Origin of the sequence: Pontibacter ruber (assembly GCF_023630205.1) — a bacterium.
GTDB classification, from domain to species: domain Bacteria; phylum Bacteroidota; class Bacteroidia; order Cytophagales; family Hymenobacteraceae; genus Pontibacter; species Pontibacter ruber.
The window spans coordinates 751,821-767,096 of sequence record NZ_JALPRR010000003.1 but is presented as its reverse complement, the minus strand read 5'-3'; the positions used below and the strand labels follow the sequence as shown (position 1 = coordinate 767,096).

The 15,276-nt window shown below is 49.0% G+C and carries 18 protein-coding genes; 8 read left to right on the top strand and 10 right to left on the bottom strand.

Translation table 11 applies throughout. The annotated features are described in order from the left end of the window. Positions 1-22: 22 nt before the first annotated feature. The 3 genes from MJ611_RS15125 to MJ611_RS15115 all read right to left on the bottom strand — a co-directional run bounded on the left by MJ611_RS15125 (position 23) and on the right by MJ611_RS15115 (position 1,788). Positions 23-472, bottom strand: coding sequence for a DUF305 domain-containing protein (locus tag MJ611_RS15125; protein ID WP_250430835.1), 450 nt, complete (start codon positions 470-472; stop codon positions 23-25). A gap of 172 nt (positions 473-644) precedes the next feature. Then, positions 645-1,292 (bottom strand): DUF2911 domain-containing protein, encoded by a 648-nt coding sequence (locus MJ611_RS15120; RefSeq protein ID WP_250430833.1) that lies wholly within the window; start codon positions 1,290-1,292, stop codon positions 645-647. Between the two features lie 172 nt (positions 1,293-1,464). Next, complete coding sequence (locus MJ611_RS15115; RefSeq protein ID WP_250430831.1) at positions 1,465-1,788, bottom strand: four-helix bundle copper-binding protein; 324 nt, start codon at positions 1,786-1,788, stop codon at positions 1,465-1,467. 282 nt (positions 1,789-2,070) lie between these two features. Between MJ611_RS15115 and MJ611_RS15110 the strand changes: the two genes are divergently transcribed. From MJ611_RS15110 to MJ611_RS15090, 5 genes are all read left to right on the top strand, one after another. Beyond that, positions 2,071-2,700, top strand: a complete 630-nt coding sequence (locus tag MJ611_RS15110) for a helix-turn-helix domain-containing protein (protein ID WP_250430829.1) — start codon at positions 2,071-2,073, stop codon at positions 2,698-2,700. A 98-nt stretch (positions 2,701-2,798) separates the two neighbouring features. Next, a complete protein-coding gene (locus MJ611_RS15105) occupies positions 2,799-4,907 on the top strand; it encodes a copper-translocating P-type ATPase (protein WP_250431399.1) in 2,109 nt (702 codons plus the stop codon). Between the two features lie 111 nt (positions 4,908-5,018). Further along, positions 5,019-5,717, top strand: a complete 699-nt coding sequence (locus MJ611_RS15100) for a DUF305 domain-containing protein (protein WP_250430827.1) — start codon at positions 5,019-5,021, stop codon at positions 5,715-5,717. Between the two features lie 272 nt (positions 5,718-5,989). Beyond that, on the top strand, positions 5,990-7,501 hold the full coding sequence (locus tag MJ611_RS15095) for a thymidine phosphorylase family protein (protein ID WP_250430825.1): 1,512 nt from the start codon (positions 5,990-5,992) through the stop codon (positions 7,499-7,501). Beyond that, complete coding sequence (locus MJ611_RS15090; RefSeq protein WP_250430824.1) at positions 7,498-8,400, top strand: ribose-phosphate pyrophosphokinase; 903 nt, start codon at positions 7,498-7,500, stop codon at positions 8,398-8,400. Before MJ611_RS15095 ends, MJ611_RS15090 begins: the two co-directional genes overlap by 4 nt. 11 nt (positions 8,401-8,411) lie before the next feature. Here the strand turns inward: MJ611_RS15090 and MJ611_RS15085 are convergent, their stop codons facing one another. Continuing rightward, on the bottom strand, positions 8,412-8,759 hold the full coding sequence (locus tag MJ611_RS15085) for a DUF6122 family protein (RefSeq protein ID WP_250430822.1): 348 nt from the start codon (positions 8,757-8,759) through the stop codon (positions 8,412-8,414). Between the two features lie 439 nt (positions 8,760-9,198). Here MJ611_RS15085 and MJ611_RS15080 point away from each other — a divergent pair, with 439 nt between their 5' ends. Next, positions 9,199-9,663: a hypothetical protein gene (locus MJ611_RS15080; protein WP_250430820.1), complete on the top strand. Its 465-nt coding sequence runs from the start codon at positions 9,199-9,201 to the stop codon at positions 9,661-9,663. A 69-nt stretch (positions 9,664-9,732) separates the two neighbouring features. Here MJ611_RS15080 and MJ611_RS15075 read toward each other — a convergent pair whose 3' ends face one another. The 4 genes from MJ611_RS15075 to MJ611_RS15060 form a co-directional block, all read right to left on the bottom strand. After that, entirely contained in the window at positions 9,733-10,104 is a 372-nt protein-coding gene (locus tag MJ611_RS15075; protein ID WP_250430818.1) for a histidine kinase, read from the bottom strand. 30 nt (positions 10,105-10,134) lie between these two features. Next, entirely contained in the window at positions 10,135-11,415 is a 1,281-nt protein-coding gene (locus MJ611_RS15070; RefSeq protein WP_250430816.1) for a PAS domain-containing protein, read from the bottom strand. A gap of 161 nt (positions 11,416-11,576) precedes the next feature. Beyond that, the gene (locus MJ611_RS15065) at positions 11,577-12,050 is read right to left on the bottom strand and encodes a hypothetical protein (protein WP_250430815.1); all 474 of its coding nucleotides are present in this window, start codon (positions 12,048-12,050) and stop codon (positions 11,577-11,579) included. A 136-nt stretch (positions 12,051-12,186) separates the two neighbouring features. After that, positions 12,187-12,624, bottom strand: coding sequence for a nucleoside deaminase (locus tag MJ611_RS15060; protein ID WP_250430813.1), 438 nt, complete (start codon positions 12,622-12,624; stop codon positions 12,187-12,189). Positions 12,625-12,799: 175 nt separating this feature from the next. On the opposite strand from MJ611_RS15060, the gene MJ611_RS15055 reads away from it, so the two are divergent. Next, a complete protein-coding gene (locus MJ611_RS15055) occupies positions 12,800-13,837 on the top strand; it encodes a COX15/CtaA family protein (protein WP_250430811.1) in 1,038 nt (345 codons plus the stop codon). A gap of 17 nt (positions 13,838-13,854) precedes the next feature. Here the strand turns inward: MJ611_RS15055 and MJ611_RS15050 are convergent, their stop codons facing one another. Both MJ611_RS15050 and MJ611_RS15045 read right to left on the bottom strand, forming a co-directional pair. Continuing rightward, the gene (locus tag MJ611_RS15050; protein ID WP_250430809.1) at positions 13,855-14,127 is read right to left on the bottom strand and encodes a hypothetical protein; all 273 of its coding nucleotides are present in this window, start codon (positions 14,125-14,127) and stop codon (positions 13,855-13,857) included. 143 nt (positions 14,128-14,270) lie between these two features. Continuing rightward, positions 14,271-14,783, bottom strand: a complete 513-nt coding sequence (locus MJ611_RS15045; RefSeq protein WP_250430807.1) for a YdeI/OmpD-associated family protein — start codon at positions 14,781-14,783, stop codon at positions 14,271-14,273. Positions 14,784-15,042: 259 nt separating this feature from the next. Between MJ611_RS15045 and MJ611_RS15040 the strand changes: the two genes are divergently transcribed. After that, positions 15,043-15,252, top strand: a complete 210-nt coding sequence (locus tag MJ611_RS15040) for a response regulator transcription factor (RefSeq protein WP_250430805.1) — start codon at positions 15,043-15,045, stop codon at positions 15,250-15,252. Positions 15,253-15,276: the final 24 nt, after the last annotated feature.

The following is a 15,276-nucleotide window of genomic DNA, read 5'->3' as shown; positions in this document are numbered from 1 at the left end:
AACGTTCTATGGAGCGTGACTGTTATTTCATTCTGGATAAAATTGCCTTCATTTCTGCTATTTCTTTTTCCTGAGATGATATGATCTGTTCTGTCAGCCTCTTCACTTCAGGGTCTTTTATATTTGCTTCCTGGCTTACCAAAATGGCCGAGGAGTGATGCGGAATCATGGATTTTAAAAACTGTTTATCATCAACTAAGGCCTGTTTCCTTAGCATGAACAGTGTGCCTGCAAAAACGGCTATACTTACAGCTACAATAATACTGTTCAGTTTCTTGTTTTTATACATCCCTGACATAAAACCTAGCATAACAAGTGCCATCGGCGTTACCATCAGCAAGGCCATGTACAGCCTGTTCAGGTTCAGGTAAACATGATCGAACTTATCGGCATTCAAATACATCACACCGTACATGATTACAAACGATACACCGAGCATTAACAAAAACTTCTTATAATTTCCCTTTTCCATTTCTTTACTGTTAAAGTATGATTGTTCGCTTACAGAGCTTCTTCAAGTAAGCAACGTTGTTTCTCTTTCAGGTATACCCATATCCCTATACTCAGGTTCACCCATAAATCAAAAAGCCACACCGACAACTGTCGGTGTGGCTTTTTGATTTATATATCTTGTTTAGGAAAGCCTATACAGCAACGGGTACGGTTACCTTCAACTTGTCCCAGCTAATGTTGATGGCACCCTTGCCGTCAGCCTCTGACACGATCTGGTAACGAAGGCGCTCCTGCGGCTGCGCTCCTGCTTCAGGCTTTACCGTAACGCGCAAAACATCTTCTTTCTCAGAGTAATCATCGGCCAGGTGCTGCTCCCAGTTTTTGTTGATGATGATGGTCCACTCGTTCTCTCCCGGAATGGTGAACAGCGCATACTTGCCGGCGGGCAGCTGCTTCCCTCCTATGGTTATGTCTTTGTCGGTGGTAAGGCTGGTGGCGGAGTGCGCGCCTGTTACCCATACCTGGTTATAAGCTACAAGGCCTCCCCAGATGTTCCTCCCACGCACAGCCGGCGAATGGTAGTTGATCGTCAGGTGTGCGTCATCGATCATGCCATGCGCTTCCGCTTTTAAGCTGCCTTTCAGCGTATCCGGTTCTGCCTGTTCCTTGATGATTACAGCGCCGTCACTCACCTTAGGAGTATGCGCTTCAGGAGCATGTGCGGTATGTTGTGTTGCTTCTGCAGCAGGAGTTTCCTGCTCCGTGGCAGCCTGGTTGCAGTAAGACAAGGTGCCGCAAAGTATAAGGGCTAAAAAGCTGTTCGTAATTTTTGGGTTCATTTTCGGGTGTTTAGAATGTTGTATGCTTTGGCTGATAAGTATGTTGTGCCTTTCGTGGCTAAAGCTACAAACTTTTATCAAAATAAAAGCCTGGCTAACGTCTCACGTTAGCCAGGCTTTAGGTATCTCCTGTAGTGCAATTTATACTATAGGTTCTGTTTTCAGAATAACCTTAGCCCTGCTGGCAAGCCTGCTCACAGCGGCGGCAAGCTTCGGCGCACATCTGGCAATGGTCGTGCTTGTGCTTGGCACATTCTTCACCACACGCACGGCACACCCTGGCGCATAGATCTAATACCTCTCTTGACATGGTTGAGTCGCGTGACACATAATCCAGGGCCATTTTACAGATCGCAGCGCAGTCCAGGTCGAGGCGAATGCAGCGCTCCATCATTTTCACATCGTCTTCTTTCAGGCAGGAAACGGCACAGTAGTTACAGGCTGCAGCACATTCTGCCAGTACTGAGATCAGTTGTCTATTCATCGTAGTGTTCATAGTTGTAAATGTTTGGTTACAAGTGCTCTTTTTATACCCTGCACAGGTAAGCCCGGTTTTACAGATTTCCTGTTCTTTTTTATAAATTTTCTTTCTCTCCTGTTCATTCACAGGTTCTGCAAAGTATAAATTCTTTTCCCGAAGATGCTCATTATAAGCACCATCGTTGCACTAGTTTATAGCTTGTTCTTATACTTGAGCCCTTTTGTACCCGTACAAGAATAGTACTGTACCGGGACACTTAAAAGCCCTATCAATGATCATCTAAAGAATAGGACCATTATGGAAATAAAGGAATGTGAACACCTGCAGGTATTACATATTAAAAACATGGTATGCCTGCGCTGCATTGTAGTGGTGCGCAATGAGCTGCAGAAAATCGGCATGCAGGTGCTGGCTATTGAATTAGGAAGAGTAACTGTATGCGTACCAAAAGATATAAGCTATCATACCATCCAGGCCGCTCTTGGCCGGTATGATTTTGAACTGATCCTGGACAGCCAGAGTGAGCTGGTAGAGCAGACAAAGCTTGCCATTTTAGACCTCATTTACCAGGACAAACTCTCTCAGCTTAATACTCCTGTCTCGCTGTACCTGTCTGAAGAGTTGAAAAAAGACTATGCCACGATTAGCTCTACTTTCAAAGACCTGGAGGAAATGTCGCTGAGCCACTACATGGTGCTGCAAAAAGTTGAGCGGGCCAAAGAACTGCTGGAATACCAGGAACTGAACGTAAGCGAGATTGCCAGCAAACTGGGGTATAAAAGTGTACAGCACTTATCGGCGCAGTTTAAGGAGGTAACCGGAGTAACGCCACTCCGGTACCGCAAGTATGGCAAACCAGCCCGGCAGGCAATTCAAGACGTAAAAGCACATCCAGCAGCCGAAGCAGTTACCAAAAGCAGCAATTGAAGCAAAACTACAATCAATCATCGTGGCCAAACATGTCGAACATCATTTCCAGTTTTACCATTGTTCAATACGTTTGTCCGGCAACATACTTTACCTACATGAAGCATTCACACGAACATCACGAGCACCATTCCCCCCACGGCCAGGCAAAACAGGAAGTAAATAAAGTTGAAGAACGCCTACAGGAAAAAACACTGCACGGCCACGAGCATGCCATGCACCAGGACACCACGGGTCACCCGCCACACGGTGAGCACGGCCACGACCACCACCGCATGATGATCGAAGATTTTAAGAAGCGATTCTGGGTGTCGCTGGTGCTGGCTATACCTGTCGTCATCCTGAGCCCGATGGTGCAGCACATCCTGGGCTTTTCGCTGGACGTGCCTTATGCCATGTACATTGCTTTTATACTTTCTTCCATCATCTACTTTTATGGCGGCTGGCCATTTTTAACAGGTTTGATAGAGGAAGTAAAGAAAGGTTCGCCGGGTATGATGACGCTGATCGGGGTGGCCATTACGGTAGCGTACCTGTACAGCTCCGCCGTTGTGTTTGGTTTGAAGGGCATGGACTTCTTCTGGGAACTGGCCACACTGATCGTGATCATGCTGCTGGGGCACTGGATCGAAATGCGCTCGGTGCTGGGCGCCTCCAAAGCGCTGGAACTGCTGGTAAGTATGATGCCTGCCGAGGCCATGCTGATCCGGAATGGAGAAACTATAAAAGTGCGCATAGAAGACCTGCAAAAAGGTGATCTTATACTTGTGAAACCCGGTGAAAAAGTACCCGCCGACGGCGCCGTAGAAGACGGGGAAAGCCACCTGAACGAAAGCATGCTGACCGGCGAGAGCAAACCGGTAAAAAAGACCAGAGGCGACAAAGTGATTGGCGGATCGATTAACGGCAATGGTGCCCTGCGGGTGCTGGTAGAGCATACCGGCAAAGAGAGCTACCTTAATAAAGTGATCAACCTGGTGCAGGAAGCACAGAAAACCAAATCAGAGACCCAGCGCCTGGCCGACCGCGCTGCCAAATGGCTCACCTATATTGCGCTCATTGCCGGTTTTGGTACACTGGCGGTATGGCTTATACTTGGACAGGACTTTGCTTTTGCCCTGGAGCGGATGGTTACCGTGATGGTAATCTCCTGCCCGCATGCGCTGGGGCTGGCAGTGCCGCTGGTAGTAGCTATTTCAACAGCCGTTTCTGCTAATAACGGCCTGCTCATCCGCAACCGTACCGCCTTCGAAAACTCCCGCAAGATCACCACCATTATCTTCGATAAGACCGGCACCCTCACCCAGGGCTCTCACGAAATAGCTTCCGTTGTGACTTTTGATAATACCATAGACCAGCGGGAAATGCTGCGCCTGGCAGCTGGCGTGGAGCAGAACTCCGAACATTTTATTTCACAGGGTATACTTCGCAAGGTGAAGGCAGAAGGTATAACAGTGCCTCCTTCTCAGTCATTTAACTACCTTCCGGGCAAAGGTTTGGAAGGTATAGTAGAGGGACGTGACGTGAAGGTGGTAGGTCCTAATTACATCCAGGAGTTCAACATACAGGTACCTAAAAGTGAAGCCGAGGAGGGTGTGGAAACGGTCGTGTACGTGCTGGTGGACAAACAGCCGGTTGGCTACATCACCATGCGCGACCAGATACGCCCCGAGTCTGCCGGAGCCATACAGGTGCTGAAAGAAAACGGCATCAAGAACCTGCTGCTCACCGGTGATAACGAGCGCGTGGCCAGAAGCGTGAGCGACAAACTGAAGATGGAGGGCTACCTGGCCAACGTACTGCCGCACCAGAAGCAGGACAAGGTAAAAGAGCTGCAGGCAAAAGGTGAATTTGTAGCCATGACCGGCGACGGTGTAAACGACGCTCCTGCCCTGGCCCAGGCCGATGTAGGTATAGCCGTAGGCTCTGGTACCGATGTAGCCGCCGAAACTGCAGATATCATACTAGTCAACAGCAATCCGCAGGACATCGCCTCGCTTATACTTTTTGGCAAGGCTACGTACCGAAAAATGATCCAGAACCTGATCTGGGCCACCGGCTACAACGTGATCGCGCTGCCTCTGGCGGCAGGCGTGCTCTACAACCAGGGCATTATGATCTCGCCCGCAGTAGGCGCTGCACTCATGAGCTTGAGCACCGTGATTGTTGCCATCAATGCACAACTGCTGCGAAGAGAGATAAAATAAGGTCAGCAACGTGTCTAAAGCCAGGTCGTATAATCAAAAATCCGGATATAGCTGGTAATCAGCTATATTTATACATTAAACTGTATATCAGACAATCTAAAATCCACAACTATGAAAAATCTTAATCTTAAAAAAGGCCTGGCTTTCTTCTCCTGCCTTATGGCTCTGTCATTTATGGCCTGCAACCAGGGTGCTAAAGAAGAAGAAACCACCACTGCTACCGAAGAAACGACAACTACTGATACAACTGCAGCCACAGGTATGGATACAACCAGTGCCGGAGGCGGCATGATGGCGCACATGCACAAGAACATGGAAGAAATGCGTGGCATGCGAACCCAGATGACCGGAGATCCAGATTATGATTTTGCCCAGATGATGATCCATCACCATCAGGGAGCCATACGGATGGCAGAAGACGAAATAGCCAATGGCACAGACAGCAAGATGAAGCAGATGGCTCAGAAAACAAAAGAAACCAATCAGGCTGATATCAAAAAACTACAGGACTTCACGAGCAAACACAAACCTACCAAAGGCGATACCGCTACTACCAACAGGATGATGCAGCCGATGGGCAAAATGATGGACGATATGCACAAAAACATGGGGAACATGAGCAGCATGACCACCGACCAGAACTTTGCCCAGATGATGATACACCACCATGAGATGGGCAACGAAATGGCGAGAACCTTCCTGAAGCAGGCCAAAACACCAGAAATGAAGCAAATGGCGCAAAAGACCATTGATGAACAAACCAAGGAGATCAAGGAACTGAAAGCATGGCAGCAGCAGAATCAGAAGTAACGCTTTCGCTCCTACATCGATTCCTTGAAGAGTTGAACAAATAAAACAAAAGATCACTGCCTGTATGGGCAGTGATCTTTTGTTTTAACGCAGTGAGTAAACTTTAGCAGTAAATTATACTTTATCTGGGGAGCTGTTTTAACCAGCATGCCAAATGAGCTGTAGGCACCTAAAGTATAAATCCACGGCAACTACAGCAGGGCACAACAACTTTAAAGTATAAAGCAGGTAAAATCAGAATATCGTGCATTCCTGAACCAGACACATAAAGTATGGCTGTACATAAGGGCAACATCCTGAAGCTCCGGAGGCTGGGCATCGACACCAACCTGGAAAACATCATCTTTATGCGGGCCGACAGCCAGGTAAGCAGGTCGGAGGGTTTTACTGCTAATACCCGTGTGCTGGTCCACCACCTTAACCACACGATGGTAGCAACACTCAACCTGGTTACTTCCAACCTGCTGCTGGAGGGCGAGGCAGCTCTGTCGGATGCGGCCTTCAACCTGTTGCAGGCACGGGAAGGAAGCCTGGTCTGGATAACACACCTGAAGCCAATTGCCTCCTTCAGCGATGTTCGGGCCAAGATGTTTGGTAAAAAGCTAACGGAGCAGGCCTTTCGCCATATTATCTCCGACATTACGCACGGCTATTACTCTAAGATTGAGATGGCTGCTTTTATTACGGCCTGCACCGGCGATAACCTGAGCCTGGATGAGATCATCTACCTGACCAAAGCCATGATCGCTACAGGCACCCGCCTGAAATGGAAAGCACCTGTTATTGCAGACAAACACTCGGTAGGTGGGCTGCCGGGCAACCGCACCACTCCTATTGTGGTTCCCATTGCAGCGGCAGCCGGCCTGATCATACCTAAAGTATCGTCCAGAGCCATCACTTCGCCCGCTGGTACCGCCGACACCATCGAGGTACTGACGCCCGTTAACCTCAGCATCAGCCGGATACGGGATGTTGTCCAGAAAGAGGGCGGTTGCATGGCCTGGGGAGGCGCCGTGCACCTGAGCCCTGCTGACGACATCATCATCTCTGTTGAAAAAGCACTGGATGTGGACAGCTCGGGCCAGATGATCGCTTCCGTGCTCTCCAAGAAAGCAGCAGCCGGCTCTACCCATGTCGTGATCGATATACCCGTTGGGGAAACAGCAAAGGTAAGGACAACAGAAGATGCGCTTAAGCTGGAATATTATTTCAAGGCAGTAGGCAACGTCATCGGGCTTTCGATAGAGGTGTTGGTAAGCGACGGGGCACAGCCGGTTGGCAGAGGCATAGGTCCTGCCCTGGAAGCACGCGATGTGCTGGCTGTGTTGCGTAACCAGCCGGATGCGCCAAGTGATCTTAAAAACCGCTCCCTGAAGCTGGCTGCCCTCTTACTGGAATCGGTTGGGAAGGTACCCAGAGGAGCTGGTGAGGAAAAGGCAAGGCAGCTGCTCGAAAGCGGTGCTGCGCTGGATAAGTTTTACCGGATCTGCCAGGCACAGGGGGGCTTTCGCGAACCCACCGAAGCCTTGTACCGGCATCCGGTCGTAGCCACCAAAGATGGTGTGGTCAGCAGGGTAAATAACCGCAAACTGGCTAAATTAGCCAAGCTGGCAGGTGCACCCAAATCACCTGCGGCAGGCATCCATTTCGTAGCACCCCTGGGTACACACGTCCGGAAAGGGCAGACGCTTTTCACCATCCATTCCGAGTCCAGGGGAGAGCTTGCCTATAGCATTGATTTTCTTAAAACCGACAACAACCTGATACAACTAGACCCGGCATGAACTACCTGCTTTTTGCCCTCCCCGGAAATGAAGCGCTTGCCACCTCGCTTGCCGGTTTGCTGCAGGCCGACATGGGTGAGGTTATTGTACGCCAGTTTCCGGATAGCGAGACTTACGTCAGACTGAAAACCGATGTGAAAGACAGAAACCTGCTGCTGGTATGCAGCCTTCACCAGCCGGATTGCAAGCTGCTGCCCCTCTACTTCCTGGCAAAAACAGCAAAGGAACTTGGCGCAGCCACTATCTGCCTGATCGCGCCATACCTGGCTTACATGCGCCAGGACATCCGCTTTCAGCCGGGGGAAGGAATCACGAACCGGTACTTTGCCTCGCTCCTTTCCTCTTTTGCCGACAGCATGATCACCATTGATCCGCACCTGCATCGGGTTCATAGTATGAGCGAGCTGTATGCTATACCTGTTTATGTGTTGCATGCCGCGCCTGCCCTTGCCTCCTGGATAAGCAAGCATGTAAAAAAGCCTTTGTTAATTGGCCCGGATGAGGAAAGCAGCCAGTGGGTATCGGTGGTGGCAGCACTGGCGGAAGCGCCCTATGTTGTACTCAGCAAAACAAGGCTAGGCGACAAGCAGGTGCAGGTAAAGGTGCCGGACCTGGCAGCCTACCAGGAGCACACACCTGTACTACTGGATGACATCATCTCTACCGCCAGAACGATGATCGAAACGATCGGACACCTGAAAGGTAAACTTACGCAGCCGGCAGTGTGCGTAGGTGTGCACGGTATTTTTGCCGGAGACGCCTACGAAGCGCTGGAACGAGCCGGGGCAGCCAGAATTGTTACCTGCAACACCATTCCGCACCCGTCTAACCATATCAACCTGGAAGTACTGATAGCAGAAGCTGTTGCCGGCAACCTTCCCCTGAACAACAATCATTAAGCTTGCTTGTACTACCCGAAGTAACCTGTATCCCGCAGGCACTCTGTCCCATCCAGTACAATGTGGATTACCAGGCCCAGCCCTATCAGTCGCGTTTTAGGGTATATGGCGAGCAGGCCGTACAGGGCGATGAGCCAGTAACTGTGCAGAAAGTGATAGCCAACACTGCATCTGTCCGGATTCACGATCGGGTTAGCCAGCAGGTGGTCCACATCGATAAGAAAGCCTGCCAGTAGTAACAAGAATGCTTTTTTAAACTGCCTGTGATAGAACGCAAAAGCAACAAAGAGCGGCACCGCTACATGCAACACCAGGTGAAGTATAAATCGGGGGGTAAAAATTTCAGCTAAGTCTAACATGTATTCGCTTATGTAACCTACGCTGTACGCTTACTTTAACGAGGCTGATTAGGTTATAGGCACCTGTATTACAAGTATGGCCAAGGCTATGTTTATCAATCATATAACCTTGTATACATATGCTTTTGTTATTCAATCTCGTGCTGACTTTTCCTGATTTTGAAAAATGCACCTCAGAAACTTCCATATTTTGGAATCGTCTACGGTTTAATCTCTTACATATTCTATAAAGAGCATTTTTATTCAAATTATTTTTATAACTTTTACACCCCATTTAGATTTACTCACAAGAGTTTACGCGCGCTTTACTAACAAACTTAATACGAGCTTACCTTTTCAGTACCATCATCCGATTTGCCTGACACTCAACCTCTCTATTCTGGAAAGGAATTTGTGCAGGAAAAACTTCTTTTTAGCTTAAGGTAGTAAGTTTTAAGGCATGAAAAAATCACCAGATTACCTGTTGTATTTAGTAGACGCAAACAAGCAGCTTCTTTACAGCAAATGGCTCCGGTCTGTTAGCAGCGATGAGTACCGGGAAGGTATGAGCTTGCTGTGTGAAGTCTTGCAAAAGCATAACCTTTGCCTGTGGCTGCATAACAACAAGCATCTGACACAATTGGATGTACAGGAGCAGCGATGGGTCACTGAAGAGCTGGGCCTTTTGCTGGTTGGCAGCAACCTGAAATACCTGGCAAGTATATGCCCGGATCATGAAGGGACCTCGATGTCGATAAAGTCAGTAAGGGACAGAGCCTACCGGATTTACGGGAAAAGAGTGATCGCGGAGCTCTTTGAGGATGAAGAAACAGCTTTGGCCTGGATGCTCCCTAACATGCAGCATTATCGCCTGCCAAAACTTACAGACAGTACCGCAGAACTTGCGCTTTCGCAAGCATTGTAGCTACAGCTACAGCTAATTACAACTACAGGGCTATTGTAAACAGCCCATCTTACGCTCGTTTATACTTCCTCAGACCGATGATTCGGCTGCAGCTAATCCCAGCTGCTCCTCGAGCCGTGCAAGTATGAGCAGGAAGCGTTCAGAATTCTTCTCTATAGTCTTCAGCCCCTCATGGGCCTGATCGATCTTGTTGCTCTTGTATAACAGGAAAAGCTGCTGGGCTGTTGTATTCAGCTCCTGGTGCAGTTTATGCATTTCCAGCACCTCAGGGGCATGGCCGAACTTTACGAACCCAACCGAAGAGAACCAGGTAGCAATAGGGCCGGCACTCGAGAAAAAGGCTTCATCGTACGTACCACCGTACAGTACCGAACGCACCTTCGACTTAAACAGGATATGTTTAATACGAAGCTGTTGTATGTCGATGTGTGCGTATTTCATGGAGTAGCGCCCGTGGTTTGTAAAATCGCTTTACTGACCAACCTGCTGCGTATTGCCCAAATTGCTGAGTTGTTTTTTCAGGTTTACCTGTTCGGTCACATCATACCCGTATACGAGGATGCCATTGATGCGCTCCTGCTCGTCGAGTAAGGGCTGGTAAATAAAGGTAACGTAGACGTCATTTAGCTCACCACTATCCTGCTGATCCAGTTTTATAAGTACATCGTGTGCCTGATACTCCTGGCCTGTCTGGTAGACACGGTCAAGCAGATCTATATAGCCCTGCTCTACTACCTCCGGTAACGCCTCTGCCACTGTTTTATTGAGCAGTTGCCGGTTCGGGAAAAGCCTCTGATAATTCCTGTTGATGAGTTCAAAGTGGTGTTCCGGCCCACGAAGAATACAGAAGAAAGCCGGGGCACTATCGATCAGACGCAGCAGTGTGTTACGCTCGACTTCAGCCTTGCGGTAGGCCAGCTGTACCTGATCCGAAAGCAGTGCCATCTGCTCGTTTGACTCCAGCAGTTCCTGCACCATCTGGCGGGTATCGTGGATGTCGGTGGAGCTGCCGACCCACATGAGAAGATTTCCCTGCTCGTCGTGCATGGGCAGTGTGCGGCACAGGTGCCAGCGGTACTCGCCATCCTTGTCGAGCTTGCGTAGCTCCAGCTGCATTTCCGTGTTGTTCCGGAAGGCCTCTTCCCATACCGACATGGACTTCTCCATATCCTCCGGGTGTATCACATTCTGCCAGCCGTTGATGAGCAGTTCTTTCACCGGAATGCCCGTATACGTGTGCCAACGCTGGTTAAAGTAGGTAAGCTCACCTGCAGCGTTGGTCGTGAATATAAGCTGCGGCATTATTTCTGCCATAAACCGGAACTTCTGCTCGCTCTCCGAAAGAGCACGCTTGGCTATCTCACGATCTGTTATATCGGAGGTACGCTGTATGATGAACTCTACGTTGCCTTCCTCATCTAAAACCGGTGTGTGCGATGCTTCCCAGAAACGGATATCAAAGCCCCCGCCCTCTGATGCAGGCTTCGGAATATCGTAGCGAAGCACATCCAGGTAGTCGACCTTTTTCGTGTTCAAAGCTCGTTCCAGGGACTGGCGCAGCAGCATTGTATTTTTAGACTCATTGCTGTCGGGGTTATCCGGGAATGCTTCCAGGAAATCCTGACCGATCAGCTCATTTCTCGACCGCATGGTGATACGAAGATACTCGTCAGTTGCAGCAAGTACTTTAAGATCCGGTGAAAGTACCACTATGGTTTCGGGTATGTGCAGGAACAGTTTCTGAAAATCCATGTGTTTGAATGAGAAGCTACGCAGCGAAAAACATTAGTTCGTGCAAGCTAACGAAAAAAGAAACAAAATTGGTTTTAACGCAACTCGTGAAACTTGTTTGTTAAGGCCTTTTAAACGGAGGGAAGGGAATAACGTTAGTTTTTAAAGCATACTTTTAGTGTTTAATCTGCAGGGTACCCGGTATAGGCTTCAGCATTCTGCAATTCAATTACCAGTTTGGCGGGGTCCTCACCGGGGAGCACATACTGCAGCGCTTCTTCCAGCGTCCTGAAGTGTTCCAGTTGCCTTTCCTGACCGTACAGCTTGTATATCTTATCGCGCATTACTTCTGCCACTACTTCTACAAACAGGTCGTCGGCCCGAACCATCGCTACTTTTCTTATGAGGGTTCCCGCCATTAAGCTGCCCAGTTTCTCTACCGACCATTTCTGGTCCTGCACGGTAGGGTTGTTGCGCGTCGAATCCATGACCCAAAGCTCCAGCTGATGAAGCCGGATACATTTGTAAGCCTCTAACAGCGCAGCCCGGTACTCTTCGCTACTCACTGCCCGCAGCCATTCTGTATAAAGCAGCTTATACTTCTCCAGCAGGATTATTTTGTAAAAGTCAGAAATCGGTGTTATAGTTGGAGACATACTTATGTCGTTAAAATCAGTCCTACAACATCGGTGTCAGGAGTTAATGCGGCTTATGCAGTTTAAACTATACTTCTGCAATGGCTTCTGACAAGAGCGCCAAGCAGCAAAGTATAAAAGAAAGCATACAATTGCTTTATACTCCGATATCCTCGTTCCAGAGCTCCGGCTTTTCAGAAATAAAATTCTGCATCAGCTCGAAACACTCTTTGTCATCTGCCACGGTTACGTCTACCCCTCTCGACTGAAGCAACGCTTCTTCGCCCATAAAGGTCTTGTTCTCCCCTATCACAACTTTCGGGATGCCATACAACAGTATAGTTCCCGAGCACATAGGGCATGGCGACAGTGTCGTATAGATGGTGCATTCTTTGTAAACGGAAGCTGGCAGGCGGCCTGCATTTTCAAGTGCATCCATTTCGCCGTGCAGCACCACGCTGCCTTTCTGAACGCGTCTGTTATGACCTCTGCCGATAATTTTGCCCTGGTGCACCAGTACCGATCCGATCGGAATGCCACCTTCGGCATACCCTTTTTTTGCCTCTTCAAGGGCAGCTTTCAAGAATTCATCCATACATTTATACTTTAACAACAAATATTATAAATTATTTCAATCCCTTCAATATAAAATTTAGCGAATTGCCCTTACCTCTAAACAGGAAGCAAATGTACAATGATAAGGATCAGCTTTGCCGGTGATTCTTATCATCTGCAAGACAAACGGCAGGAAGCAACTTTGCCTTCTTGTTATGGCGCAGAAAACTAACTACAACAAAGCCCTTGTACTGTGGCTCCTGAGCGGAGCTTTCCTGATCCTGGCCATGGTGGTGATCGGGGGAATTACCCGCCTTACCGGCTCCGGGCTATCCATCGTTGAATGGAATGTGATCTCAGGCACCCTGCCCCCGCTGACGGATGCTGCCTGGGCAGCTGCTTTCGAAAAGTATAAACAGTTCCCGGAGTACCAGAAGCTGAATACGGGCATGTCGCTACATGGTTTTAAGCAGATCTTCTGGTGGGAGTACCTGCACCGGCTTCTTGGCCGCGTGATCGGGCTCGTGTTTATACTTCCGTTCCTTTACTTTCTGGTAAAAAAGCAGCTCTCCGCCTGGCTATTCGGCAGGCTCCTGCTTATCCTGCTGCTGGGCGCGGCGCAGGGCGTAATGGGCTGGCTGATGGTTAAAAGCGGGCTGGTAGATAACCCGCACGTGAGCCACTTCCGGCTGGCGGTGCACCTGACCCTGGCCATCATACTCATCGGGGTTATACTCTGGACGGTGGCCGATCTTGTTTCTGCAAGAAAGATACAAAAGCCGGTAACTCCTGCTTCCGGGAGGCTGGCCTGGACGGTGCTGATCCTGGTGTTGCTGCAGATCGAATTAGGGGCATTTGTGGCAGGCCTGAAGGCAGGCTTCTCTTACAACACATACCCGTTAATGGAAGGCGAGTTCTTCCCTTCGCACCTGGCGGGATATCTTAGCTGGAGTACTATATGGGAGAACGGGGCTGCGGTGCAGTTTATGCACCGATGGGTTGCAGTACTGGTGCTAGGTATGTTGTTTTATTTCTGGCAACAGAGCCGCAGGATTACCATGCCTGCAGCTACCCGAAACCTTGCAGGGCTTATGCTGCTTACCGGGCTGCTGCAAACGGTACTCGGGATCACGACCTTACTTCTGGCAGTGCCTGTAGCACTGGGGGTGCTGCACCAGGTGGTGGCGGTGCTGTTATTCGGGCTTGCCGTGCTGGCCGCCCATCGGGTAAGTGTAAGCAATTACAGGAGTTAGTTTCTGGAAGAGTAAACTCAGGCAGCGATATTGTCAGAGAGCGGGTTAAGTGTAACCAGCCTGGACGGATGTTTTTCGAGCATTTTCTGGAGCATGAACTTAAAGAAGTGATAATCTTCAGCACAGGTAGTCGTTTCCTGGATATTCATTCTAAAATCCAGCACTTCCAGGAAAATATCCGTGTCGTTATACAGGATATAGGCGTACACGTCGTTGAAGAGCTTTTTTGCTAAGTCGTTGCTGAGTGAATATCCCAGTGTTTCCAGTACTGCTTTGCTTTTGTTGTCCATAACCACCCTCCTTAATATACTCAAAGCTAAGCAGTTACCAGTAAGCCAAAAATGACTTAAATCAACTTTTGCAAAAACCCGGGTGAATGAAATGATTTTAATGGTAAAAGGGGTTTATTCAGGTCTTAAGAATAAATAAAGAATCAGGTCAGACCAAGCATCCCCCTGAAAGACTCCTTTCCTGCGGGTAGCATCTTGAGGTTTTCGATCAGCAGGATGGCGCGATCGATGCGTAGCTGAGAACTTTTTACCGAGGCTACATAGTGGATGATGTAGCGTTGCCTGCCCGGTGTAAGCGTACCAAACCGCCTTTTCCCTTCCTCGTCCTGCTCCAGCAACTCAGCCAGCTCAGCCGGCATCTCCATTCCGTAGCGGCTTTCGTCTTTCCGGAGATTTACCTGCACCTGTTCGCCAACTCTGACGCCCAGTTCTTTCATTCTTTTGGCGTTCAGGCTGATGTAGCCACTCCCGCTGCCCAGCGCCACCAGCCCACACTGAAAAGTAAGCGCACTGTTTACGGTACACAGGAGCCGTACATTGAACTTGCCGCCCAGCTGCTGCACAACTTCCGCTGGTACCTCCAGGTAGTGCATGTTAACCAGGTGCTGCAGCCGCCGGATCGGGGTTTTATAGGTAATCAGAAATGAATCAGGCATTGTTTTATACTTACATGATTATGCTTCAAGTATAACAAAAAAACAGAAGCTGCCTCCTGTTCCATAACCATAAACCAGCTCAGCAAGGCCGGATTCTTAAATGGCGGGTTTCTTTTCCTGTTCCACCTGCAGCAGATACCCAGAAAAATGTTGTAAAATCATCAAAAGTGAGTATTGTACACGCTGTTGGTACTTAATAAATTAGAGGATAAGTACTTATGGAAACAAACTGGCCGATGGGAATTTAGGAATGATTTGTATGACCAGAAACTTAAAACAGCTTACCAATAAAGAATGCAGGGTTATCGCGTTGCTGGCAGATGGATTGACGAACGGGCAAATTGGGGAACGATTTAGTTGGAGTGAGAACCAGGTGGAGCAATGCCACCAGAAAATGCTCCGAAAGCTGGGCTTCAGCCACTCTTACCAGTTGATCAGTTGGGCTTACCGCGAAGGCATTCTTAAGTAAACAACCGCACCACTACCTGCTCCA